The organism is Komagataeibacter rhaeticus, from assembly GCF_003207855.1.
Lineage (GTDB): Bacteria > Pseudomonadota > Alphaproteobacteria > Acetobacterales > Acetobacteraceae > Komagataeibacter > Komagataeibacter rhaeticus.
This window is the reverse complement of record NZ_NKTZ01000007.1, coordinates 59,195-81,026: the sequence shown is the minus strand read 5'-3', so window position 1 is coordinate 81,026 and position 21,832 is coordinate 59,195. Positions and strand designations below refer to the sequence as shown.

17 protein-coding genes and 1 tRNA gene are annotated in these 21,832 nt (G+C 64.2%); 9 read left to right on the top strand and 9 right to left on the bottom strand.

The window, feature by feature from the left end; translation table 11 throughout:
* Positions 1-3: 3 nt before the first annotated feature.
* Complete coding sequence (locus CFR78_RS09190; RefSeq protein WP_084149770.1) at positions 4-2,193, top strand: beta-N-acetylhexosaminidase; 2,190 nt, start codon at positions 4-6, stop codon at positions 2,191-2,193.
* Here CFR78_RS09190 and CFR78_RS09185 read toward each other — a convergent pair.
* From CFR78_RS09185 to CFR78_RS09165, 4 genes are all read right to left on the bottom strand, one after another.
* Positions 2,190-3,542 carry a purine-cytosine permease family protein gene (locus CFR78_RS09185; protein WP_034932508.1) on the bottom strand — a complete coding sequence of 451 codons (1,353 nt, stop codon included), beginning with the start codon at positions 3,540-3,542 and terminating at the stop codon, positions 2,190-2,192. The genes CFR78_RS09190 and CFR78_RS09185 overlap by 4 nt on opposite strands.
* A gap of 95 nt (positions 3,543-3,637) precedes the next feature.
* Entirely contained in the window at positions 3,638-4,237 is a 600-nt protein-coding gene (locus CFR78_RS09180) for a hypothetical protein (protein WP_034932425.1), read from the bottom strand.
* 478 nt (positions 4,238-4,715) lie between these two features.
* On the bottom strand, positions 4,716-5,393 hold the full coding sequence (locus CFR78_RS16005) for a hypothetical protein (RefSeq protein WP_146221273.1): 678 nt from the start codon (positions 5,391-5,393) through the stop codon (positions 4,716-4,718).
* 334 nt (positions 5,394-5,727) lie between these two features.
* A tRNA-Cys gene (locus tag CFR78_RS09165) sits at positions 5,728-5,801 on the bottom strand.
* 182 nt (positions 5,802-5,983) lie between these two features.
* Here CFR78_RS09165 and CFR78_RS09160 point away from each other — a divergent pair.
* From CFR78_RS09160 to msrA, 4 genes are all read left to right on the top strand, one after another.
* Positions 5,984-6,670, top strand: coding sequence for a protein-L-isoaspartate O-methyltransferase family protein (locus CFR78_RS09160; protein WP_034932510.1), 687 nt, complete (start codon positions 5,984-5,986; stop codon positions 6,668-6,670).
* A 97-nt stretch (positions 6,671-6,767) separates the two neighbouring features.
* Complete coding sequence (locus tag CFR78_RS09155) at positions 6,768-8,201, top strand: TolC family outer membrane protein (RefSeq protein WP_034932432.1); 1,434 nt, start codon at positions 6,768-6,770, stop codon at positions 8,199-8,201.
* 304 nt (positions 8,202-8,505) lie between these two features.
* Entirely contained in the window at positions 8,506-11,199 is a 2,694-nt protein-coding gene (locus CFR78_RS09150) for a valine--tRNA ligase (RefSeq protein ID WP_034932434.1), read from the top strand.
* Positions 11,200-11,238: 39 nt separating this feature from the next.
* A complete protein-coding gene (gene msrA, locus CFR78_RS09145; protein WP_007400020.1) occupies positions 11,239-11,793 on the top strand; it encodes a peptide-methionine (S)-S-oxide reductase MsrA in 555 nt (184 codons plus the stop codon).
* A 110-nt stretch (positions 11,794-11,903) separates the two neighbouring features.
* Here msrA and CFR78_RS09140 read toward each other — a convergent pair whose 3' ends face one another.
* From CFR78_RS09140 to CFR78_RS09120, 5 genes are read right to left on the bottom strand one after another with little or no spacing between them, the layout of a single operon-like run.
* On the bottom strand, positions 11,904-13,259 hold the full coding sequence (locus CFR78_RS09140) for an ABC transporter ATP-binding protein (protein WP_007400021.1): 1,356 nt from the start codon (positions 13,257-13,259) through the stop codon (positions 11,904-11,906).
* Positions 13,260-13,265: 6 nt separating this feature from the next.
* Positions 13,266-14,927 carry an ABC transporter permease gene (locus tag CFR78_RS09135; RefSeq protein WP_371440470.1) on the bottom strand — a complete coding sequence of 554 codons (1,662 nt, stop codon included), beginning with the start codon at positions 14,925-14,927 and terminating at the stop codon, positions 13,266-13,268.
* A 53-nt stretch (positions 14,928-14,980) separates the two neighbouring features.
* The gene (gene dut, locus CFR78_RS09130; RefSeq protein ID WP_034932437.1) at positions 14,981-15,445 is read right to left on the bottom strand and encodes a dUTP diphosphatase; all 465 of its coding nucleotides are present in this window, start codon (positions 15,443-15,445) and stop codon (positions 14,981-14,983) included.
* Positions 15,442-16,677 (bottom strand): bifunctional phosphopantothenoylcysteine decarboxylase/phosphopantothenate--cysteine ligase CoaBC, encoded by a 1,236-nt coding sequence (gene coaBC / locus CFR78_RS09125; RefSeq protein WP_110581087.1) that lies wholly within the window; start codon positions 16,675-16,677, stop codon positions 15,442-15,444. Before coaBC ends, dut begins: the two co-directional genes overlap by 4 nt.
* Positions 16,677-17,474 carry a class I SAM-dependent methyltransferase gene (locus CFR78_RS09120; RefSeq protein WP_034932441.1) on the bottom strand — a complete coding sequence of 266 codons (798 nt, stop codon included), beginning with the start codon at positions 17,472-17,474 and terminating at the stop codon, positions 16,677-16,679. Before CFR78_RS09120 ends, coaBC begins: the two co-directional genes overlap by 1 nt.
* Positions 17,475-17,503: 29 nt before the next feature.
* On the opposite strand from CFR78_RS09120, the gene mutM reads away from it, so the two are divergent.
* The 4 genes from mutM (at position 17,504) to dnaN (ending at position 21,808) form a co-directional block, all read left to right on the top strand.
* Complete coding sequence (gene mutM, locus CFR78_RS09115; protein WP_110581086.1) at positions 17,504-18,376, top strand: bifunctional DNA-formamidopyrimidine glycosylase/DNA-(apurinic or apyrimidinic site) lyase; 873 nt, start codon at positions 17,504-17,506, stop codon at positions 18,374-18,376.
* Positions 18,377-18,481: 105 nt separating this feature from the next.
* Positions 18,482-18,751, top strand: a complete 270-nt coding sequence (gene rpsT, locus CFR78_RS09110; RefSeq protein ID WP_034932446.1) for a 30S ribosomal protein S20 — start codon at positions 18,482-18,484, stop codon at positions 18,749-18,751.
* A 356-nt stretch (positions 18,752-19,107) separates the two neighbouring features.
* Positions 19,108-20,568, top strand: a complete 1,461-nt coding sequence (dnaA, locus tag CFR78_RS09105) for a chromosomal replication initiator protein DnaA (protein ID WP_034932447.1) — start codon at positions 19,108-19,110, stop codon at positions 20,566-20,568.
* Between the two features lie 115 nt (positions 20,569-20,683).
* Positions 20,684-21,808 carry a DNA polymerase III subunit beta gene (dnaN, locus tag CFR78_RS09100; protein ID WP_034932448.1) on the top strand — a complete coding sequence of 375 codons (1,125 nt, stop codon included), beginning with the start codon at positions 20,684-20,686 and terminating at the stop codon, positions 21,806-21,808.
* Positions 21,809-21,832: the final 24 nt, after the last annotated feature.

Genomic DNA, 21,832 nt, shown 5'->3' with positions numbered 1-21,832 from the left:
AGCATGGCCCCTGTTCATCTGATCGTGGAAAAGAGTACGCCCATGTTTCGTGCCCGCTGCATCCGGTCCCGCCTGCCACTGCTGCTGGCGATGGGGGTGTTTGCCGCAATGGGGCGGGGACGCGCGGCACCCGTGCTCATGCCGCAGCCCATGGACTATCACCAGCGGGGCGGCACGCTGGCCCTGACCGGCGGCATGAAAGTGGAATGGCAGGGCGCCCACCCGACCGTACTGGACAGGGCGGTGGTGCGTTTTGCCGCACGGCTGACGGCACTGTCCGGCTGGAATGCCGTGCCGGATGGCAGGCCGGGACTGATCCTGCGCATTACCTGCCGCAGCCCCGACCCGGACTGGCTTACCATCCACATGCGCGAGCACTATCAGTTGCGCACGGGGCCGCAGGGCGTAACCCTGGTGGCGGATGGTCCGGCGGGCGTGCTGCGTGGCCTGAGCACGCTGCTGCAACTGGTGGAGCCGCGTGACACCGGGGCCGTGCTGTCGGGTGCCGTTGTGGATGACAGCCCGCGTTTTGCATGGCGGGGGCTGCTGGTTGATGTCAGCCGCCATTTCATGTCGGTCACGGCGCTGGAGCGGCAGATGGACATGATGGAGCTGACCAAGCTCAACGTCCTGCACCTGCATCTGTCCGATGGGCAGGGCTTCCGGGTGGAAAGCAGGCTGTTCCCCCGCCTGCAGCAGGTTGCGGGGGCAGGCGGGTATTATACCCGGCAGCAGGTCCGTGCGCTGGTCGGATACGCGGCCGATCGGGGTATCCGCATCGTGCCGGAGTTTGATGCGCCGGGCCACAGCTATGCCCTGCTGCGCGCCTACCCCCAGTATGCCGCCCAGCCCGTTACCAGCCCCATGGACCCCAGACGGGTGGTGCGCGCCGCACTCGATCCTTCCAACCCGCAGACCTATGTTTTCCTGGCGCAGTTGTACCATGAAATGGCGGGGCTGTTCCCCGATGCCTATTTCCATGTAGGCGGGGATGAAGTCCGGCCCGATGAATGGACCGCCAACCCGAAGATCAGCGCTTTCATGAAGCAGCATGGCTATGCCGACGCGCCAGCACTCCAGGCGGCCTTCACGCAGCGCATACAGGCCATGCTGGCGCAGGCGGGCAAGGTCATGATGGGGTGGGATGAACTGATCCAGGCCCCGGTGCCCGCCTCCATCGTGATCGAGCCGTGGCGGGGGTCACGCTATACGGCGCAGGCCACGGCGGCGGGGCATCCGGTTGTGGTTTCGGCGGGGTATTATCTCGACCTGCTGCTGCCCGCGCAGGAGTACTACCGCGTCGATCCGCTGGACCCGCAGGGCAATGGCCTGCCGCCAGATCAGGTGGCGCAGGCGCATGCGTCCTTTCTTGATGCCTTCGCGCTTGACCCCACGGCCCGCATGACCCCGGCACAGGACCGGCGCGTAATGGGCGCCGAAGCCGCGCTGTGGACCGAAATCGTGACGGAGGATATGCTGGATTCCCGCCTGTGGCCGCGTAGCGCAGCCCTGGCGGAGCGGTTCTGGTCACCGGCATCCGTGCCGGATGCGGACAGTCTGGCCATGCGCCTGCCCGTGGTGCAGGCGGAACTGGAAAAACTGGGCAACCATGCCACGCTGGACCGACAGCGCATGATGGACCGCCTTGCGCCGCACGGTACGGCCCCCCTTGCAACCCTGCTTTCAGTCGTAAGCCCCGTGCGCAATTACGCCCTTAACCACGTTTTTGGTCCGGGCCGTATTCCCCCCACCGAGGCCCCGCAGCCACTTGACCGGGTGGCTGACATCGCAACGCCTGACAGTTTTGCGGCAGCCGCATTCATGCGCGACGTGCGGGCCTATCTGGCCGGGCGGCGTGATCTGGCCGCCACCCTGCGTGTCCGGCTGGAGCTGTGGCGTGACAACGACGGACGGCTGCGGCAGGCCGCGCGGGTTGATACGGCCCTTGATGAAGCCCTGCCCGCATCGGCCCTGCTGGCGCAACTGGCGCAGGCGGGGCTGGATGCGCTGGAGAATGCGCATACCGGCTGGCAGCCCCGTGCGCGCGATGTGCTGGCCACGGCCCGGGCCCAGTTTGCGGCCAGCCAGTCCATTCTGGCCGTCAGGACCATGCCCCAGCCCGCGGGTGACCTGCTGCAGGCCGTAACCCCGGGCATTGCCGCGCTGGTGGCGGCGGCCCGGCCCGGGGGCTAGTCCCGGTTGCGATGCGGGGCCGCGCGGACATACAGCCATGTGGTGACCGGCAGCCCCACGGCCCACGATATGTCCACCCCATGCAGGGCGCGCGCCAGAAAGCCGCTGTGAAACCCGTTCTGCATGAAGGGCAGTTCCACCGCCACCCCGATGGCATATGCCCACAGGGCGGGAAGGTTGCAGTAGCCATACACCCCGCCGTCCTGACGGAAAAACGAGGGTACATCATACCGGCCCCGGCGCAGCAGGTAGTAATCCGCCAGGTTGATGGCGGTCCAGGGCACCATCACCGCCATGAGCAGGTCCAGAAAGGCGGCATAGGATTTCAGGAAACTGTCAGCCATGCCCAGCCCCATGGCCAGTGCCGCCCCGACCAGCAGCAGGGTGACCAGCGTGCGTTCGCGCAATGCCGCGCGCCAGTCGGGCATAAAGGTCTGGATCACGGTTATGGCGGACAGGGCCCCGCCATACAGGCTCATGGCATTGCCAAGTGCAATGGAAAGCGACAGGACAACCAGCACGGGCGTCGCCCATGCTCCCGCCAGACGGGCCATGACCGTGGCGACCGGGGCACCATGGGCCAGCAGCCCGATCATGCCGCCCAGGATCATGGGCAGGACGGTGCCGGTGACTGATCCGGCATAGGTGGTCAGAAAGGCGGCGCGGCTGCCGGATTCATTGGCGGGCAGGTAACGTGACGAGTCGGAAACATAGGGCGCATAGGCGATCTGCCACAGGGCGGCAGCGGTAAACGTGCTGCAGAACCCGGCAACGGAACCGTGCATGTCCACCATGGTACCCGGTGGAAGCGCCGTGCAGCCCAGCCACAGGCAATACAGGATCACGCTGCCTGCTACCCACGTCACCACCTTGGACCACGCATGGATGATACGGTAGCCCATGCAGCAGGGCACGAAACTGAGCAGCGCGATAAGCAGGATCGCACGGGTGCGTCCGGTGGCGGGCAGGGCGGTATACAGCGCCTCTCCCCCCACCACAAAGTTGGAGGCCACGAACCCGATATACATCAGCACGACAAGGCAGATGATGGGCATTGCCCCGAAGGAGCCGAACTGCCCCCGGCTCTGCACCATCTGGGGCACGCCCAGCATCGGACCCTGCGCCGCATGCAGCGCCATGACCACGCCACCCACCAGGTTGCCCAGCACGATGGCCAGCATGGCCAGCGGCAGCGACAGCCCGAACAGGTCGGTGCCCAGCGTCCCGGTCACGACGGTCAGCAGCGTCAGGTTCGTGCTGAACCATACGGCAAACAGGTCACGTATCCGCCCATGCCGCTGGTCATGGGGGATCTGGTAGATGGTATGGTTTTCAAACGCCGTGCTCATCAGGACTGTATGCCTGATGAACCCTGTGATGGATATATCCACCGTATGGCCGGGAACGGAGGCGGCCGGTTCCGGTGGCCAGGCAGCGGGCGCGGTTACTGGAACGGACTGGTGGAATAGGAAGGGGATGTATAGCCCGCGGCCGGTACCGGCATGGTGGGGGTGGGGTAGCTGGCGGGGCGGCTGGCAGGGGACGTGTAGCCCGGCGTGGAGAGTTTCTGCTGTGCGACCGAGGAATGGGCTGTGATGCTGCCTGTGCCTGTGCCTGTGCCTGTGCCTGTGCCTGTGCCTGTGCCTGTGTCTGCATTCACGTCGGGCCGGGCGGGCAGGGAGCGTGGCAGGGCCGTGGCGGCCGGGGCGGTGCTGTCTGGCAGTATCCGGTCGGGATAGACCACGCCGCTGCTGTCATAATCCGTAGCGTTATAGCGGCCGACGCAGTTCTTGCCCCGTTCGGCGGTATGGACGGCTTCCAGTTCCCCCCTGATCTGGCCAGGTGTTGAAGGGCGGGCATATGCCGGTGCGCGGGTGCCCGCCGTGGCAAGGGCCTGTGTGTCCGTCTCGTCCAGCCAGGCCAGTTGTGCGCAGGTCCGGCGCATGAAGGGTTCGGGATTGACGTATTGCGCAGTGACCGCCGAAGGCTGCGCGGCACAGCCTGCCATACCCAGCATGCCCAGGCACAGGATCATCTTTTTCATGATATTCCTGTCATATGTTTGTCGTCATGTCTGTAATGATTCCTGTCTGATATGAATCCGGGACCATGGTCGCGGTTAAAATTTTCAAATTCATTAAAAGTCGCAGAACAGGGGAATGCGTTTCCGGCAGAAGGGAACAACATGCAGGCATGACAGGACGTCCTCGTCATGCTGGTTATTGGCGGGCACCATCCGCACGGCCGCCCTGCAGCATGACGGCCATGACGAAGAACGCCTTGGCGCCGTATCGGTTGCAGGGTCAGTGGAAAGGCGCGGAAGCTGTGAGCTGGGGTACCCAATCCTGTGTCAGAAACCCGTATCGGTCATAGATACGGATGATGTGCTGGCCGTTCTACTCTAATATCCTGTCAGCCTCGGTATGGGATCATGATCCCTACCTTGCTGAAGAGGCTCTCATGGAAGCAATTCCGATCTATTACCGGCCACTTGGGGAACTCATCGGCAAGAGGGTAGCGTCTTACGGTGCATATCCTTCCTGTGTCTGCCGCAGGGCTTGAGGTGTCTGGATGGCCGCAAAGTATGCTCTCAGGTGCTCTCGGTCTGCCCTGCTTATTCTGGAACCGCTAAGATGAACTGTTCCAATCGCTTCACAGTTCCACAGGGTGCCTTTGCGTGTCAGCACCCGGCCCTTCTCTCCATATAGCGACGGCTTACCTTCAGTCAGCCAATCGAATGTTCCCAGACCAATGACAATTAAACATTTCGGTCGGAGTGCCCGCACTATTTGCTCGGTATGCTGTCGACTGAAATTCTCAAGTTTCTGCCGAAGAGGCTTGGCTATTTTATTCCATGCGGCAACACTGGGCGCACGGAAAAAGATTACGTTGAGCCCGGTGCAGCGCTCGACAACATCAAGGCCCCAAATAGAACGGACTTGCTTAGCGAGAGGCCAATTTTGGGTCACATAGTCGCTGACCTCTGGCCATGTATTGTGGTGTGCCGCACAATCAATTCCTCGGCCGCCCGGTTGATACCCGATGAACAAAAACGGAGCATCAACTACAGGCGGGCCATACAGGATACGAAAGCCGAGCGCATGTTCGCCAAGCGTTTCAGTAATTTCAGAATAGTATTTGCGAGTTTCTTCGTAGATGTTCTGACAAATATTTTTTGCTTCTTCAGATAAATTTTGCATCGCTGTTGACCTTCTTTGGACAAAGAACGAGCATTTTGTTTTGGAGTGGTCAAGTTTGACATGGCGGATTACAGACTCTGTCCCTTGGCCACCATGACAAGTTCCCCTTGGCACGCTTTTACCGCTCCGGCAGTGCCGGATATACGGGGTTTCCTACGGCTTTGCGCGCCGGTTTCCCGGCACTACGGAGTTCATGGATGCCCATTAGCGTGTGCTCGGCAATCGCTTCAATCAAGGTCGGAAGTGCGGTGCAGGAAGGGAGTGTAAAACTTCCAGAATGTTTTACACTTTGTCCGCTCTTAAATCCCGGTTATCCGGGCTTTAAGGATATGGTTGGAGGTCTGGGCGGGAATCGAACCCACGTACGCGGATTTGCAGTCCGCTGCATCACCATTCTGCCACCAGACCTCAGCGGCACAGGGGGTATATCTGCCGAAATGTGGTGCAGGTCAAGCCGTTGTGTGCGGGTCGGGCGTTGTTTCCGTGTAAAAGGGGCGCATAAATATGAAAAAAGCCGGGAACTTCCCGCCCGTCCGGCCGGGCCGCAGCGCGATACCCAGGGCCTGGGTGCCATGCTTCAAGGAAACGTTATGGACAGGACAGACCCCGATTACGCCCCGCTTGATCCCGTAGCCGCCCGCCAGCGCATGGTGGATGCGCAGATCCGTCCCGCGCAGGTCAGCAACCCGGCGGTGATCGCCGCCATGCGCGCTCTGCCGCGTGAACTGGCGGTACCGCCCGCATTGCGGGCCTTCGCCTATGCCGACCAAAACCTGCCGCTGGGCGAGGGGCGCTACCTGACCGAACCACGCGTGACCGGCCGCATGCTGCAGGTGGCCGACATCCAACCCGGGGCACGGGTTCTGGTCGTGGGCGCGGGCACGGGTTATGTGGCCGCGCTGCTGGCCGGCATGAGGCAGGGGCTTGTGGTCACGGCACTGGAATCGGATGCACGGCTGGCGGCAGCTGGCCGGGACCTGTGCCGGCAATGGGCGCCGGACGTTCACTGGCACGAAGGCGCGCTGGTAAAGGGGGATGCGGCTGATGGCCCCTATGACCTGATCCTGATCGATGGCGCGGTGCGTCAGGTGCCCCCGGCACTGGTGGCGCAACTGGCCGAAGGGGGACGGATCATCGCGCCCATATGTGCCGATGGGGGGGTGACATCGGTCAGCCTTGTGCTGCCCACCCCGCAGGGTAGTGCGGCGCAGCCGCTGTTCGACGCGGCGGTTCCCCTCCTGCCCGAACTGGAACCGGCCCCGGCCTTCGTGTTCTGATGCCCGTGTCCCCGGTTAACGTGGGGGCAATATCCTGCTGCTAGACGTGCCGTCAGGGCCAGGGCCCTGCATGGCATGTCAGGTGGCAGGTGAGGCAATGAAGGGTCAGTGGGTAATCGGAACGGGGAGCGCGGCCATCCTGTGCTGCGGCACGGCACTGGCGCGTGCGCCCCATATGGACACACCCGGCACGGAGGTGCCGCATACCCTCAGTGCGGCTCTGGCGGCGGCTTACCTGAGCAATCCGGTCCTGCGTCAGGAGCGTGCCAGCCTGCGCGCAACCGATGAACAGGTGCCTCAGGCGCTGGGGGGCTGGCGGCCGACCATTACCGGTACCGCCTCCATGTCCTATTATTCCGGTGTGACCCGCATGGCCCCCACGGCGGGGGAAGACGGGTATGCCCGCCAGTACGACACACCCGGCTATTCCGGTGGCGTCAGCATCGCCCAGCCCATCTATACCGGTGGCAAGACCACGGCCTCCACGCACAAGGCCCGCCATGCGGTCATGGCCGAACGCGCCCGGCTGATCGCGGCGGAGCAGCTGGTCTTTACCGATGTGGTCAATGCCTACATCAACGTGGTCGAGGACGAACAGATCCTGAGCATCGACATCAATAACGAACAGGTCTACGCCGCCCAGCTGCGCGCCACCGAACTGCGCGCCCATGGTGGTGAGATTACCCATACCGATGTCGCGCAGGCGCAGGGCGCGCTGGCCAATGCGCGGGCGGTGCGGCAGCTGGCCGAGGGCACGTTGCAGGCCGACCGCGCCACCTACCGCCAGGTCGTGGGAACCGACGCGCCCGACGACCTGACCCCGCCCCAGCCGCTGGTGCTGCCGCTGCGTACCGAACAGGAAATCATGACACAGGCGGTTCAGAACAACCCGCAGGTCATCGCCGCCCTGTTTGATGAAGCCGCGAAGAAGGATGCGGTCGGTGTGGCCTTTGCCGCCCTCATGCCCACCATCAATGCACAGGCGGCCTACATGCACGGCATCAACCAGGATGAAGGGCGTTCGCTGGCGGACAATAAATATGCCGTCGTAACCGCATCCCTGCCCCTTTATCAGGGGGGTGGGGAATATGCCGCCGTGCGCATGGCCCGCCAGCAGGCGGCGGAAGCCGCACAGGCGGTGGACGTGCAGCGCCGGACCGCGGTGCAGCTGGCCGCGGCAAGCTGGCAGCGCATGCAGGCCAACCGGGCGGCCATCGACAGCAACCGCGAGGCCGTGGCCGCCGATGCCACCGCCCTGCACGGCATGCAGCGTCAGGCCATTGTGGGCACCACCACCACGCTGTCCGTGCTCCAGCAGCAGGAAACCCTGCTGCAGGCCCAGATCGCGCTGGTCCGCAGCGCGGGCAACCTTGTCCAGTCCACCTATCAGGCCACGGCGGCCATTGGCCGCCTGACGGCGCGTGATCTCAACCTTGATGTGCCGCTATATGATGAGCGTGCCTATTATCATGCCGTGCATGACCGGCTGTGGGGGATAAGTGACTACGCCACCAGCCAGCCCGGCCGCTAGGGAAGTCTTTAAAAACAGACAATCGGTGACAGATAAAAGTTTCTGGGTGTCGCCTTTCTTCAAAGACGTAACCGGAAGCATTATGAAAAAGGTTTTCCCGGAAGCGCCTGCCTGATTTACCCGGCAATTTCTGGCAGGACGATGGGAAACGGTTCCTTGCAGCGCACGATACCCGTCCATCCGGCAGGCGCGCATAAAGATTGCGGCAGTGGCGTTCCCTTCGCGTCGGTTTGGGGTATATCTGCCCTTGGTCGGGCATCTTGTCCGGCCCTGCGTCTGATTATGGTGGATCTGGTTTTTCGTGATGCTTGACAAGTCGTTCTCCCCCGACGGGACAGAAACTTCCCTCTATGCCCTGTGGGAGGCCAGCGGCGCCTTTGGCGCACAGCCAGCCAGCACGGCCGCGCCCTATACCATCATGATCCCGCCGCCCAACGTGACGGGCACGCTGCATATCGGTCACGCCCTGACCATGACGCTGCAGGACACGCTCATCCGCTGGCGCCGCATGCAGGGGCGCGACGTGCTGTGGCAGCCGGGCACCGACCATGCCGGTATCGCCACCCAGCTTGTGGTCGAGCGGATGCTGCAGAAGGAGGGTACGTCCCGCCAGGAAATGGGCCGCGACGCCTTTGTCGAGCGTGTGTGGGAGTGGAAGGCCGAATCCGGCGGCGGCATTACGAAACAGCTGCGCCGCCTTGGCAGTTCGCTGGACTGGAAGCGCGAACGCTTCACCATGGATGATGGCCTGTCGGACGCGGTGAAAGAGGTGTTCGTCACCCTCTACCGTGAGGGGCTGATCTACCGCGACCGCCGTCTGGTCAACTGGGACCCGGCTTTCCGTTCCGCCATTTCGGACCTGGAAGTGGACAACCGCGAGACGCGTGGCAGCCTGTGGTATATCCGCTACCCTGTCGAGGGGCAGCCGGGCCGCACCATCACGGTCGCCACCACCCGGCCCGAGACCATGCTGGGCGACATGGCCGTGGCCGTCCACCCCGATGACGCGCGTTATGCCGATCTTGTGGGCAGGAACGTCATCCTGCCGCTGACCGGTCGCCGCATTCCCATTGTGGCCGATGAACATTCCGACCCGACCAAGGGCAGCGGCGCGGTCAAGATCACGCCCGCCCATGACTTCAACGATTTTGAGGTCGGCCGCCGCCACAGGCTGGACATGCCCAGCGTGCTGGATGAGGAAGCGCGCATCACGCTGGCCGAGATCGAGGGCGAACTGCGGGCGGAGGAAGGGCTGGCCGATCCCGCCTTCGTCCGCACGCTGGAGGGCATGCCGCGGGATGCGGCGCGCAAGGCGATGGTGGCCGAGCTGGAACGCCTGGAATGGCTGGAAAAGATCGAGCCCCACACCAACCAGGTACCCCATGCCGAACGCAGCGGTGCCGTGGTCGAGCCGCGCCTGACCACCCAGTGGTACTGTGATGCCAAGACCCTGGCCGGTCCCGCGATCGAAGCGGTTGAAAGTGGCCAGATCGAATTCGTGCCCCGGCAGTGGGAAAACACCTTCTACGCCTGGATGCGCGACATCCAGCCCTGGTGCATCAGCCGCCAGTTGTGGTGGGGGCACCGCATCCCGGCATGGTACGGCCCGGACGGACATGTGTTCGTAGCCCATGACGAGGCCGATGCGACAGCACAGGCCCGCAGCCATTACGGGCAGGACACGGCGCTGACACGGGACGAGGACGTGCTGGACACATGGTTCTCCTCCGCCCTGTGGCCGTTCTCCACCCTTGGCTGGCCGGAGCGGACGGCGGACCTTGCACGCTACTACCCGACCGATGTTCTGGTTACGGGTTTTGACATCATCTTCTTCTGGGTTGCGCGGATGATGATGATGGGCCTGCACTTCATGAAGGATGTGCCGTTTCGCAAGGTGTTCATCCACGGGCTGGTGCGCGATGAGCGTGGGCAGAAGATGTCCAAGTCCAAGGGTAACGGCATTGACCCGCTGGAAATGATCGACACCTATGGCGCGGATGCCACGCGCTTTTGCATCTGCGCGCTGACCGGGCTGGGGCGTGACGTCAAGCTGGGCCGCAAGCGGGTGGAGGAATACCGTTCCTTCATGACCAAGATCTGGAACGCCGCGCGGTTTTGCGAAATGAACGGCGTGGCGCCGGTTGAAGGGTTCAGCCCCGCCAGCGTCCGGTCCCCGCTGGGGCGGTGGATTCTGGCCGAACTGGCCCAGGCGGTGGAAGACGCCACGAAGGCGCTCGAATCCTTCCGTTTTGATGAATATGCCGCGACCTGCTACCGCTTTGTGTGGAACTGCTTCTGTGACTGGTTCCTTGAATTCGCCAAGCCGGTCTTTGGCGCGGGCGAGACGGCGGAAGCGGTTGAGACGCGGGCGGTGGCGGCCCATGTGCTGGGTACCATCCTGCGCCTGATGCAGCCCGTGACCCCCTTCATGACCGATACGCTGTGGCAGCATTTCGGCTTCGGGGCGGAAGGCACGCTCATGACCGCGCCGTGGCCGCAGCCCGAACATCTGGAAGGGGCGGCGGCAGCCCGTGACGAGATGGAGTGGCTGATCCGCTTCATCAGCGCCATCCGCACCGTGCGCTCGGAAATGAACGTGCCACCATCCCGCCTTGCCCCGGTGCTGCTGCGTGATGCGTCACCTGCCACCGTAGTGCGCGCGGCCCAGTGGTCGGAAGCCATTGGCCGCATGGCCCGCGTATCCGAAGTGCTGCCGCTGGAAGGCGACATGCCGCAGGGCGCGGCCCAGCTTGTGGTGGATGAGGCGACGCTGGTCATCCCGCTTGCGGGCATCATTGACATCGCGCAGGAACGCCTGCGTCTGGAAAAGGAATGCGCCAAGGTGGAGGGCGAGATCACCAAGGTCGAGCGCAAGCTGGGCAATGCGGATTTCGTTGCCCGTGCCAAGCCGGAAGTGGTGGCGGAAAACCGCGAGCGGCTGGATGCGTTCATGGCGGAACGCACGCGCCTGCAGGCGGCCCTGGCCCGTATCGGCTGAGGCCCGCTACAACCGCATGGAACAGGGAGAGACGCAGACATGACCGGACAGGCATTGGAAACACTGGTGCTGGGCGGGGGCTGCTTCTGGTGCATTGAAGCCCCGTTCAGGGAACTGCGCGGCGTGCAGGCGATCGAACCCGGCTATGCGGGCGGCCAGACCCCCAACCCGACCTACGAGCAGGTCTGCACGGGCCGCACCGGCCATGCGGAGGTCGTGCGCGTGACGTTCGACCCCGCCGAACTGTCCTGCGCCGACCTGCTGCGTATCTTCTTTGTCATGCATGACCCCACCACGCTCAACCGGCAGGGCAATGATGTGGGCACGCAGTACCGGTCCGCCATTTTCTGGCAGGATGCGCAGCAGGAAAAGACTGCCTGCGCCATTCGTGACGAGATCGCGGCGGCAGGCGTATGGCCGAACCCGCTGGTGACCGAGATTGTAAAACTGGATCATTTCTGGCCGGCGGAGGATTATCACCGGGACTACTTTGCCCGTAATCCCGGCAATCCGTATTGCAACGCGGTCATCCCGCCCAAGATCGCCAAGATGCGCCGCCTGTTCCGTGACCGGCTGGTGGATACGGCGGGTTAGTATGAAAAGGGAATAAAAGTTTCCGGGTGCCGCCTTTTTTCAAAAAGGCGGCGTTCCTTGAAGCTTTTTGAAAAAAGCTTCACCAAAGACTTCTATTTTTTCAAACGCGTCTACTCGGTTTCGTCCTCAAGGAAAAGCTGGTCGGCTTCCTCATCAAAGTCGAACAGTTCCGCATAGCGTGCCCAGCCGATCAGGGTCTGCAATGTCTGGCGGGCATAGTCGGGGGACATGCTGTCCTCCAGTTCGTCACGGAAGCGCTCGGCGGAGGCACGGTGGTTGGGCCGTTCGTCCAGCACCGCGCGGATGGTGCGTACCATGGGCAGGTTGTGCAGCATGCTGGCGCGCAGGATCGTCTTGCGCGTGTCATGCTCGCTCTGGACAAAACGCAAGCCCTCGGGGGTCAGCAGGATGTCCCCGTCCTCCAGTTCGGCAAAGCCCAGCAGTTGCAGGGATTCGCCCAGGGGGAACAGGTCATCGAGTTCAAGCTGCAGCCGGCTGGCCAGCAGCGGCAGGTCGGCGCGGCCATGCAGCGGGTCCGCCGCCAGGGTTTCCATCATGCCCACAATGGTGTTGATCGGCAGCGCGGGCAGGGCCACGGCATCGGCGGTGATCTGCACATGCCGCATCTCGGGATCGGCCATGTCCGCTTCCGACACGACCGGCGCGCGACGGGTCATAAGTGCGTAAATCCGGTCCACGAACTGGCGGAAGGCCATGTCCTCGCGGTTGCGGGGGTGTTCGAAGGGAACCTGCAGTTCGTACGCCACCCTTCCGGGATTGGAGGAGAAGATGAGGATGCGATCACACATCAGCACCGCTTCCTCGATATTATGGGTAACAAGCAGGATGGACTGGATGGGCAGTTTCTTTTCCGCCCACAGTTCCACCAGGTCGGTGCGCAGGTTCTCTGCCGTCAGCACGTCCAGCGCGGAAAAGGGCTCGTCCATCAAAAGCAGGTCGGGTCGCACCACCAGCGCACGCGCCAGCCCAACGCGCTGGCGCATCCCGCCCGACAGTTCCTTGGGGTAGGCGTTCTCGTACCCGCCAAGGCCGATCAGGTGAATGGCATCTTCCGCCAGCTTCTCACGTTCGGCGGGCGCCACACCCTGTGCTTCCAGCCCCAGTTCCACATTCTTCTGTACCGTCAGCCACGGGAACAGGGCAAAGGACTGGAACACCATGGAAATGCCATCCGCCGGGCCTTCCAGCTTCCTGCCCTTCCAGATCACCTCGCCCGACGTGGGCGGCAGCAGCCCCGCGATGATGCGCAGAAGCGTGGACTTGCCCGAACCCGACCGGCCTAGCAGCCCCACGATTTCCCCGCTGCGTATGGACAGGTTGACCCCGTCCAGCACCACAAGGTCGGTGGCACTTTCCTTGTGATAGGCCTGGCGGCAGTTGACGATCCGGACAAGCTCCGTCCCGGTCTTTGCCGTGGTGGGGGCGGCGGTGTTGGGCTGCATCATGAACTCTCAGTCAAAGGTATAGTGCCGGGCGGCATAATTGGCGAGCGGGCGCCAGAGTACGCGGTTAAGCAGCAGCACGAAGCCCGCCATGATGGCCATGCCCAGCCCCACCCGGTCGGTCGCACCCGCCACGGTGGCATGCGCGATATAGGCGCCCAGGCCCTGCGCGCTGAGCGTGGTGTCACCCCAGCTTGCCACTTCGGTTGCGATGGCCGCGTTCCATGCCCCGCCCGATGCGGTCAGCGCCCCGGTAATGAAATAGGGCATGATGCCCGGCAGCATGATGCGCCGCCACCACAGCCAGCCCCTGACATGGAAGTTCCTGGCGGCTTCCAGCAGGTCACCGGGATAGGAAGAGGCACCCGCCACGATATTGAACAGGATATACCACTGCGTGCCCAGCAGCATGAGCGGGGTCAGCCAGATATTGCTGTTCAGATGCCAGTGCACGATCCCGATCACCACAAGCGGGAAGAACAGGTTGGCCGGAAAGGCCGCCATGAACTGTGCCGCCATCTGCGCATGCCGTGCCCGGCGGGGGGACAGGCCCAGCCATATGCCAAGCGGTACCCACACCAGTGAGGCCACGATAACCGTGCCCATGACCCGCAGCAGCGTGATCCCGCCCAGCATGACCACATGCAGCACCTGCGCCACGCTGTAATGGGAACTGCCGTAGGTCCACGTCTTCCAGCCGATGGTCAGCGCACAGACCGCCAGTGCCATGCCCCATGCCCCGTCCATCAGGCGGGAAGGAATGATGGCGCGGACGGGCTGCGAGGGGCGCGGGCCTATGGCCAGCCAGCCGATGCGCGTCATGGTGTCACCCAGCCGCAGGCAGAACTGACGCAGCAGGTGGGTCCGGCGCAGCAGGGTCAGCACCCACGGGTCGGGGGCGGCCACGGTCGCGCCATCATCGGTGCTGAACCGGGCGGACCATGCCACCAGCGGGCGGAACAGCAACTGGTCATAGATGGTGATGACCGCCAGCATGGCGATGATGGCGTAGAAAATCGCCCCTATGTTGCGCTGTTCTATGGCCACGCCAACATAGGAACCAATTCCGGGCAGGGCGATGTCGGTACTGCCCACCGTGATCGTTTCGGAATACACGACCATGAACCATCCGCCGGACATGGAAATCATGGTGTTCCAGACCAGTGATGGAATGGCAAAGGGCACTTCCAGCCGCCAGAAACGCTGCCATGGTGTCAGGCCGAAGCAGCGCGCCGCTTCCTCCAGATCGGGCGGGACGGTGCGTAGCGCCTGGTACATGGCAAAGGCCATGTTCCAGGCCTGGCTGGTAAAGATGGTGAAGATGGCGGCCAGTTCCGCCCCCATCATCCGGCCCGGAAACAGGCCAAGGAAGAACACGACCGTAAAGGTCAGGAACCCCAGGATGGGCACGGATTGCAGGATGTCGAGCAGGGGAATGAGCACCTGTGCCGCCCGCCTGCTCTTGGCCGCCCAGACCGCATAGGTGAAGGTAAAGACCAGCGATGCCGCAAGGGCTGCGAACATGCGCAGCGTGGTCCGCACGGCATAGGCGGGCAGCCATGCGGGGCTGAGGTGTATGGTGCCCGTCTCGCTGGCGGGAATGGGCACCAGCATGTGGCGGCCGGCAGTGGCAATGACAGCCGCCCCCGCCATGATCGCCAGCAGCCCCATCAGGTCCGCCAGGTTGGGGCGGACACGCAGGTTGCCCGGCAGTCCGGTTTCACTCACCCTGCGGTGCCCGTACTGCCAAAGCCGCCCGCGCCGCGTGCCGTTTCTTCCAGTTCCGCATATTCGACCCATGTCCCGCGCACGACCGGGGCCAGCACGCCCTGCGCGATGCGCATGCCGCGTTCGATGACAAAGGGCGCGCTGCCGGCATTGAGGATGATGATGCCGATCTCGCCGCGGTAATCCTCATCGATCGTGCCGGGCGCATTGGGTAGCGTAATGCCATGCTTCAGCGCCAGGCCCGAGCGGGGGCGCACCTGTAGCTCGAAGCCCCGGGGCAGGGCCACGCACAGCCCCGTGGGCACCAGCGCGCGGCCACCGGGCTGTATGGTCACGGGTTCGCTCACGGCGGCCAGCAGGTCCATCCCCGCCGCTCCGTCCGTGGCGTAGGATGGCAGGGGCAGGCCGTGCGCGTGGGGCAGGCGGCGGACCTGGATGGGAAGGGGGGCGGTCGTGGTCATGTCTGGAGTCCGTCAGGTTTCGCTTGGGCTGGGTGAAGGAAGGCTGCGATCCGCGCGACCAGCCGATGGGCGACCTGAAGCTTGTCCAGTCGGGGCCAGTGTGCGGATCCCGCATCGTCAATCAGGATGATCTCGTTTTCCCTCCCGCCCATGATGCCGGTGGCGGGACTGACATCATTGGCCACCATCCAGTCACATCCCTTGCGCAGGCGCTTGGCGGTGGCGTGGGCCAGGACATGCTCGGTTTCCGCCGCAAAGCCGATGACCAGACGGGGGCGCAGCGCCGAGGGCTGGCTCAGGGTGGCCAGAATGTCCAGGTTCGGGACCAGATGCAGCACGGGTGGCGTACTGTCTGCCGTTTTCTTGATCTTCTGGGCGCTGGGGGCGACATGCCAGTCGGCCACGGCGGCGGCGCAGATGGCGATGTCACACGGCAGCGCCTGCTGGCAGGCATCCAGCATGTCACGCGCTGTCTCCACCCGTATGGTGGTGACGCCGGGCGGGTCGGGCAGCGTGGTCGGCCCGCTGACCAGCGTGACCGTGGCCCCCGCCTGCGCCAGTGCCGTGGCGATGGCATAGCCCTGCGTGCCCGATGAGCGGTTGGCCAGGTAGCGCACCGGATCAACAGGTTCATGGGTTGGCCCGGCGGTTACCAGCGCGGTGTATCCGGACAGGGGTTTATCCCCATCCAGTTGACGTAGGATGGCGGCCAGTATGGCTTCCGGCTCGGCCAGGCGGCCCGGGCCGGTCTCGTTGCATGCCATAAGCCCGTGCTCCGGCCCCACGAAGGCCACGCCACGCGCGCGCAGGGTGGCGACATTCGCCTGCGTGGCAGGGTGTTCCCACATCCGTACGTTCATGGCGGGGGCAACAAGCACGGGGGTATCGGTGGCCAGCAGCAGGGTGGTGGCCAGATCATCGGCAAGCCCTGCCGCCATGCGGGCAAGGATGTCGGCCGTGGCGGGGCAGACCACGATCAGGTCGCTGCTGCGCGAAAGGGCGATATGGCCCATTTCGCTTTCCTCGGTCAGGGAAAACAGGTCACCCGATACCCGCTCCCCGCACAGCGCCTGCAGCGCCATGGGGGTGACGAATCGGGCACCCGCCGCCGTCAGCACCGGGCGGACGCGCATGCCGTGCTCACGCAGCCTGCGGGCAAGCTCCAGCGCCTTGTAGGCGGCAATGCCCCCGCATACCACCAGCAGGACAGAGCGTTCCGCCGGTGCCCCCATCAGATCTTCCAGCCGGAGTGGATTGCGGCAATCCCGCCCGACAGGTTCTGGTAGGAGACACGCTCAAGCCCGGCCTCGCGCATCATGTCGGCCAGCGTTTCCTGATCGGGGAACATGCGGATGCTCTCGGCCAGGTACTGGTAGCTTTCCCGGTCGCCCGCGATTGCAGCCCCCATGCGGGGCAGTACGTGAAAGGACCACGCATCGTAGACCGGGGCGAAGGCCGCGACCTGCACGCGGGAGAATTCAAGGCACAGGAACCGCCCGCCGGGACGCAGGATGCGCCGTGCCTCACGCAGTACCTGCAGCTTGTCGGTGCAGTTGCGCAGGCCGAAGGCGATGGAGACGCGGTCCACCGAATTGTCGGCCAGGGGAATGGCCTCGGCATCGACGGCCACGAAGTTGAGGCCGGACACAAGCCCGCGCTCCAGCGCGCGGTTGCGGCCCACGCTCAGCATGCTGACATTGATGTCGGACAGGATGGCGGGGCCACCGCCACCGCGCAGCCAGCCGAACGAGATGTCACCCGTGCCGCCGGCCAGGTCGAGCAGCGACAGGTCGGGATGCGGGGCGAGTTCGTTGACGAATATCTTCTTCCACGCGCGGTGAATTCCAAGCGACATGACGTCATTCATGATGTCGTATTTGGAGGCCACGCTGTCAAAGACGTTGCGGACCAGGGATTTCTTCTCGCGCAATGGCACATCGCGGAAGCCGAAATCGGTGGTATCCGCCGGGCGGTCACCGGGACGGCCTGCGGAAGGGGAGGGGTGGTGTGGCTGGCTATTGTCGGTCATGATGCACAGGTATAACCCCAGATGAGGCCATGCCGGAACTCCCTGAAGTCGAAACTGTGATGCGCGGGATGCGAGTGCATCTTGAAGGCCACACTATTTCACGCGCCAGCACGCACCATACCGGGCTGCGATGGCCGTTTCCCCCCGGTCTGGCTGATGCGCTCGCGGGGCGCGGGGTGGATGGATTCGCCCGGCGGGGAAAATATATCCTCATCACCCTTTCGGGTGGCATGGTGCTGGTCGTGCATCTGGGCATGTCGGGGCGCGTGCTGCTCTCGACGCCGGCAGGGACTGTTTCCCCCGCGCTGCACGAACATCTGGTGATTGAAACGGCCGAGAGCGCGCGCTGCGGGCTGGTTGACCCGCGCCGCTTCGGCATGGTCGACCTGGTGCCCGCCAGTGCGGTGGAAGGCCATCGCCTGCTGGCGGGCATGGGGCCGGAGCCGCTGGGCAACCGCTTTGATGGCGCATGGCTTGCCGCGCGCGGCAGGGGGCGGCGCAGCAGCATCAAGGCGCTGCTGCTGGACCAGCGCGTGGTGGCGGGCCTGGGCAATATATATGTGTCTGAAGCCCTGTTCCGTGCCCGCATCCACCCCGCGCGCGCCGCAGGTGACGTGAGCGGGGCGGAATATAACCGCCTTGCCACCGAAATCCGTGCCGTGCTGGAAGAGGCGATCGCCGCTGGCGGCTCAAGCCTGCGTGATTATGTGCAACCCGATGGGGAGCTGGGTTATTTCCAGCATGCATGGCGTGTATATGGGCGCGCGGGGCAGGGTTGCCCTGACTGCCCCGGCCCGCCCGTGTGTGACGGGGTGGTGCGCATCACCCAGTCCGGGCGTTCGACCTTTTTCTGCCCCCGCCGGCAGGGGATGAAAAACGATGGGGGCAAAGACTTGTCTTGACGAACAGGCTCCGGGTGGACTAGACCGCCTGCCTGATATGGGGATGTCCGCAACGATCGGGTGGCGGACCGCCGTAACCTGATTTATGCAGATGAACTGAGAGCAATGGCCAATACAGCATCCGCGCGCAAGCGCATCCGTCAGAACGAAGTCCGCAACGCCCGCAACACGGCGCGCATGTCGCGCGTGCGCACCTTTGTCAAGAAGGTGGAGACCGCTATTCTGGCCGGCAAGAAGGACGAGGCCGCTGTCGCCCTGCGTGAGGCCCAGCCGGAACTGCAGCGCGCCGTTGGCAAGGGTGTTATGCATGCCAACACGGTTGCACGCCGTATTTCGCGTCTGTCCGCACGTATCAAGTCGCTTGCTGCCGCGTAATATACGGCCGTTTTCTTTCGCCTGAAAGAATTCCGGAAGTAACAAAAGGGGCTGCGCGCCGTCAATATTGGCGGTTGCAGCCCTTTTTGTATTTCTGTTGCCAGGTGTAATCGGGTTTTGATGGTGGGGCGGCAGATTCCCGTTGCTTCGTACCATCCCGTGCTCTAGCTTGTGTGGATAACTCCAGCGTCATCGTTGATCCGGCCCGTTCGGGCCGGATTGTGGGTCGTGTCGGGGGCACGGCCGTCCGCCTGCCCTGTGCGGGGCGGATGGCGTTGGGGAACAGGTTGAATAAGGGGGCAGGGGGCATGCGCGGGGGCGCATGGCGGCCGTGCCCCATATGGCCGGGAGCGGATATGACGGGTGGACTGGGAGGCTATGACGCTGTGGCGGAAGCCAACGCGCAGAAAAGTGTGCTCGCCATTCACTGGTCGCGCATTTGCGAACGGCTGAAGGTCGAGGTGGGGGAAGTCGAATACCGCACATGGCTGCGCCAGATCACGGTCGGCCCGGTGGATGAGGATGAGATTACCCTCTACCTGCCCACCCGCTTCCTGCGGGACTGGGTGCGCGGGCAGTATGGTGACCGGCTGGGCACGCTGTGGAACGCGGAAGTGCCCGCCATCCGGCGCGTGGAACTGCAGGTTGCCCGCCCTGCCACCGATGCCGCGCCCGCAGGGCGGGAGGATACGCCCCCCGTACCCGCCGCCCCGTCGCCCGACAGGGCGGCCCCCCGTCCGGCGGCATCCGCGCCGGTGGCCGAGGAGCCGCGCCCTGCCGAGGTGCGTACCGATCTGGCCGCCCCGCTGGACCAGCGCTTCACGTTTGACACTTTCGTCGTGGGCAAACCCAACGAATTCGCCTATGCCTGCGCCCGCCGCGTGGCCGAGCAGCCCTCCAGCCCCGGCTTCAATCCGCTGTTCCTGTACGGCGGGGTTGGGCTGGGCAAGACCCATCTCATGCATTCCATCGGCGCCGAACTGGTGCGGGAGGGGCGGGTTTCGGTGGCGTACATGTCGGCCGAGAAGTTCATGTACCGCTTCATCGCCGCCATCCGCTCCCAGTCCACCATGGAATTCAAGGAGCAACTGCGTTCCGTTGACGTGCTGATGATCGATGACCTGCAGTTCCTGATCGGCAAGGACAACACGCAGGAAGAATTCTTCCACACGTTCAATGCACTGGTGGATGCGGGGCGGCAGATCGTGGTCTCGGCCGACAAGTCGCCTTCCGACCTGTCGGGGCTGGAGGACAGGCTGCGCACCCGCCTTGGCTGCGGCATGGTGGCCGATATCCACGCCACCACGTTCGAACTGCGCATTTCCATCCTTGAGGCCAAGGCCACCGCATCCGGCGTGGTGGTGCCCGCCAAGGTGCTGGAATTCCTTGCGCACAAGATCACGTCGAACGTGCGCGAACTTGAGGGCGCGCTCAACCGCCTGATCGCCCATGCCAACCTGTTCGGCCGCCCCGTAACGCTGGAGGCGACGCAGGATGTGCTGCACGACATCCTCAAGGCGCATGACCGTCGTGTCACGATCGAGGAAATCCAGCGCAAGGTGGCCGAGCACTGGAACATCCGCCTGACCGACATGTCTTCCGCGCGCCGTGCGCGGGCGGTGGCCCGCCCCCGGCAGGTGGCGATGTACCTGGCCAAGCAGCTGACCAGCCGCTCCCTGCCGGAAATCGGGCGCAAGTTCGGCAATCGTGACCACACCACCGTCATCCATGCCGTCTCCCGCGTGACGGGCCTCATGGCGGAAGACCCGGCCTTTGCCGAGGATGTGGAACTGCTGCGCCGCATGCTGGAAAGCTGATGCCGGGCTACAGGGGCACCCGCGCCCCTTTACCTGTGTCGTGCACGCCTGCTAGACATGTCGGCCCCGTCATGGCGTTGCCCGATCGTGGCGCGGGGTGGAGGATATCGTACCGATGAAGTTGAAGGCCGACCGCGTAACGCTGCTCAAGGCACTGGCCCATATCCAGAGCGTTGCCGAGAAGCGCAATACCATCCCCATTCTGGCCAACGTGCTGATCAATGTCGTGGACGGGGCGATGACGCTGACCGCAACCGACATGGAAATTGCGGTGGTGGAGGGCGTTGCGGCCGAAACACAGCGCGATGGCGCGGTGACGGCGCCGGCTGCGGTCCTGTACGAGATCGTGCGCAAGCTGCCTGATGGCGCGCAGGTGGAACTTGACCATGCGGGCGGTGACGCGCCGCTGGGGCTGCGGGCCGGGCGGTTCGCCACCAGCCTGAACGTGCTGGACGTGGATGATTTCCCTTCCATGATGGCCGGGGCGCTGCCGCATGAATTCAGTATGCCGGCCCAGGTGCTGCGCGGCCTGATCGACCGCACGCGCTTTGCCATCTCCACCGAGGAGACGCGCTACTACCTCAACGGCATCTTCCTGCATGTGGCGGAAGGCGAGACGGGGCCGGTCCTGCGCGCGGTTGCGACCGATGGCCACCGTCTGGCCCGGGTCGAGACCGAACTGCCCGCGGGCAGCGCGGGCATGCCCGGCGTGATCGTGCCGCGCAAGACCGTGGCCGAACTGCGCAAGCTGCTGGATGAAGGCCCGGAGCAGGTGGCCGTGGCGCTGTCCGACACGCGCATCCAGTTCTCGATCGGCAACATCACGCTGACCTCGAAACTGATCGACGGGACCTTTCCCGAATACGAGCGTGTGATTCCGCACGGCAATGACAAGATCCTGCGTGTGGGCAAGAAGATCTTCTCCGATGCCGTATCGCGCGTGGCCGCGATCAGCCAGGAGCGTTCGCGCCCGGTCAAGCTGAGCATGGGGCACAACCTGCTTACGCTGTCCGCCGCCAGCCAGGACCAGGGCACGGCCACCGAGGAACTGGATGAAAACCACGTCTCCTATGCGGCCAGTCCAATCGAGATCGGTTTCCAGGCCCGCTACCTCAACGATATTACCGATCAGGTGGAGCGTGAGGTCGAATTCGCGTTTTCCGACAGTTCGGCCCCGACCATCGTGCGCGACGTGGACAGTCCTTCCGCGCTGTACGTGCTGATGCCGATGCGCGTGTAAGCGCGCCGGGCCAGGCTGCCCCGG

Bases quoted from the DNA above. Each gene is read 5' to 3' on its own strand.
- CFR78_RS09135 (WP_371440470.1), bottom strand. From the start codon at position 14,927: ATGGGGCTGCTGGCGATCATGGCGGGGGCGGCTGTCATTGCCACTGCC.
- CFR78_RS09180 (WP_034932425.1), bottom strand. From the start codon at position 4,237: ATGAAAAAGATGATCCTGTGCCTGGGCATGCTGGGTATGGCAGGCTGT.
- dnaA (WP_034932447.1), top strand. From the start codon at position 19,108: ATGACGGGTGGACTGGGAGGCTATGACGCTGTGGCGGAAGCCAACGCG.
- dut (WP_034932437.1), bottom strand. From the start codon at position 15,445: ATGACCACGACCGCCCCCCTTCCCATCCAGGTCCGCCGCCTGCCCCAC.
- msrA (WP_007400020.1), top strand. From the start codon at position 11,239: ATGACCGGACAGGCATTGGAAACACTGGTGCTGGGCGGGGGCTGCTTC.
- dnaN (WP_034932448.1), top strand. From the start codon at position 20,684: ATGAAGTTGAAGGCCGACCGCGTAACGCTGCTCAAGGCACTGGCCCAT.
- CFR78_RS09190 (WP_084149770.1), top strand. From the start codon at position 4: ATGGCCCCTGTTCATCTGATCGTGGAAAAGAGTACGCCCATGTTTCGT.
- rpsT (WP_034932446.1), top strand. From the start codon at position 18,482: ATGGCCAATACAGCATCCGCGCGCAAGCGCATCCGTCAGAACGAAGTC.
- mutM (WP_110581086.1), top strand. From the start codon at position 17,504: ATGCCGGAACTCCCTGAAGTCGAAACTGTGATGCGCGGGATGCGAGTG.
- CFR78_RS09140 (WP_007400021.1), bottom strand. From the start codon at position 13,259: ATGATGCAGCCCAACACCGCCGCCCCCACCACGGCAAAGACCGGGACG.
- CFR78_RS09120 (WP_034932441.1), bottom strand. From the start codon at position 17,474: ATGACCGACAATAGCCAGCCACACCACCCCTCCCCTTCCGCAGGCCGT.
- CFR78_RS09155 (WP_034932432.1), top strand. From the start codon at position 6,768: ATGAAGGGTCAGTGGGTAATCGGAACGGGGAGCGCGGCCATCCTGTGC.
- CFR78_RS09185 (WP_034932508.1), bottom strand. From the start codon at position 3,542: ATGAGCACGGCGTTTGAAAACCATACCATCTACCAGATCCCCCATGAC.
- CFR78_RS09150 (WP_034932434.1), top strand. From the start codon at position 8,506: ATGCTTGACAAGTCGTTCTCCCCCGACGGGACAGAAACTTCCCTCTAT.
- CFR78_RS16005 (WP_146221273.1), bottom strand. From the start codon at position 5,393: ATGCAAAATTTATCTGAAGAAGCAAAAAATATTTGTCAGAACATCTAC.
- CFR78_RS09160 (WP_034932510.1), top strand. From the start codon at position 5,984: ATGGACAGGACAGACCCCGATTACGCCCCGCTTGATCCCGTAGCCGCC.
- coaBC (WP_110581087.1), bottom strand. From the start codon at position 16,677: ATGGGGGCACCGGCGGAACGCTCTGTCCTGCTGGTGGTATGCGGGGGC.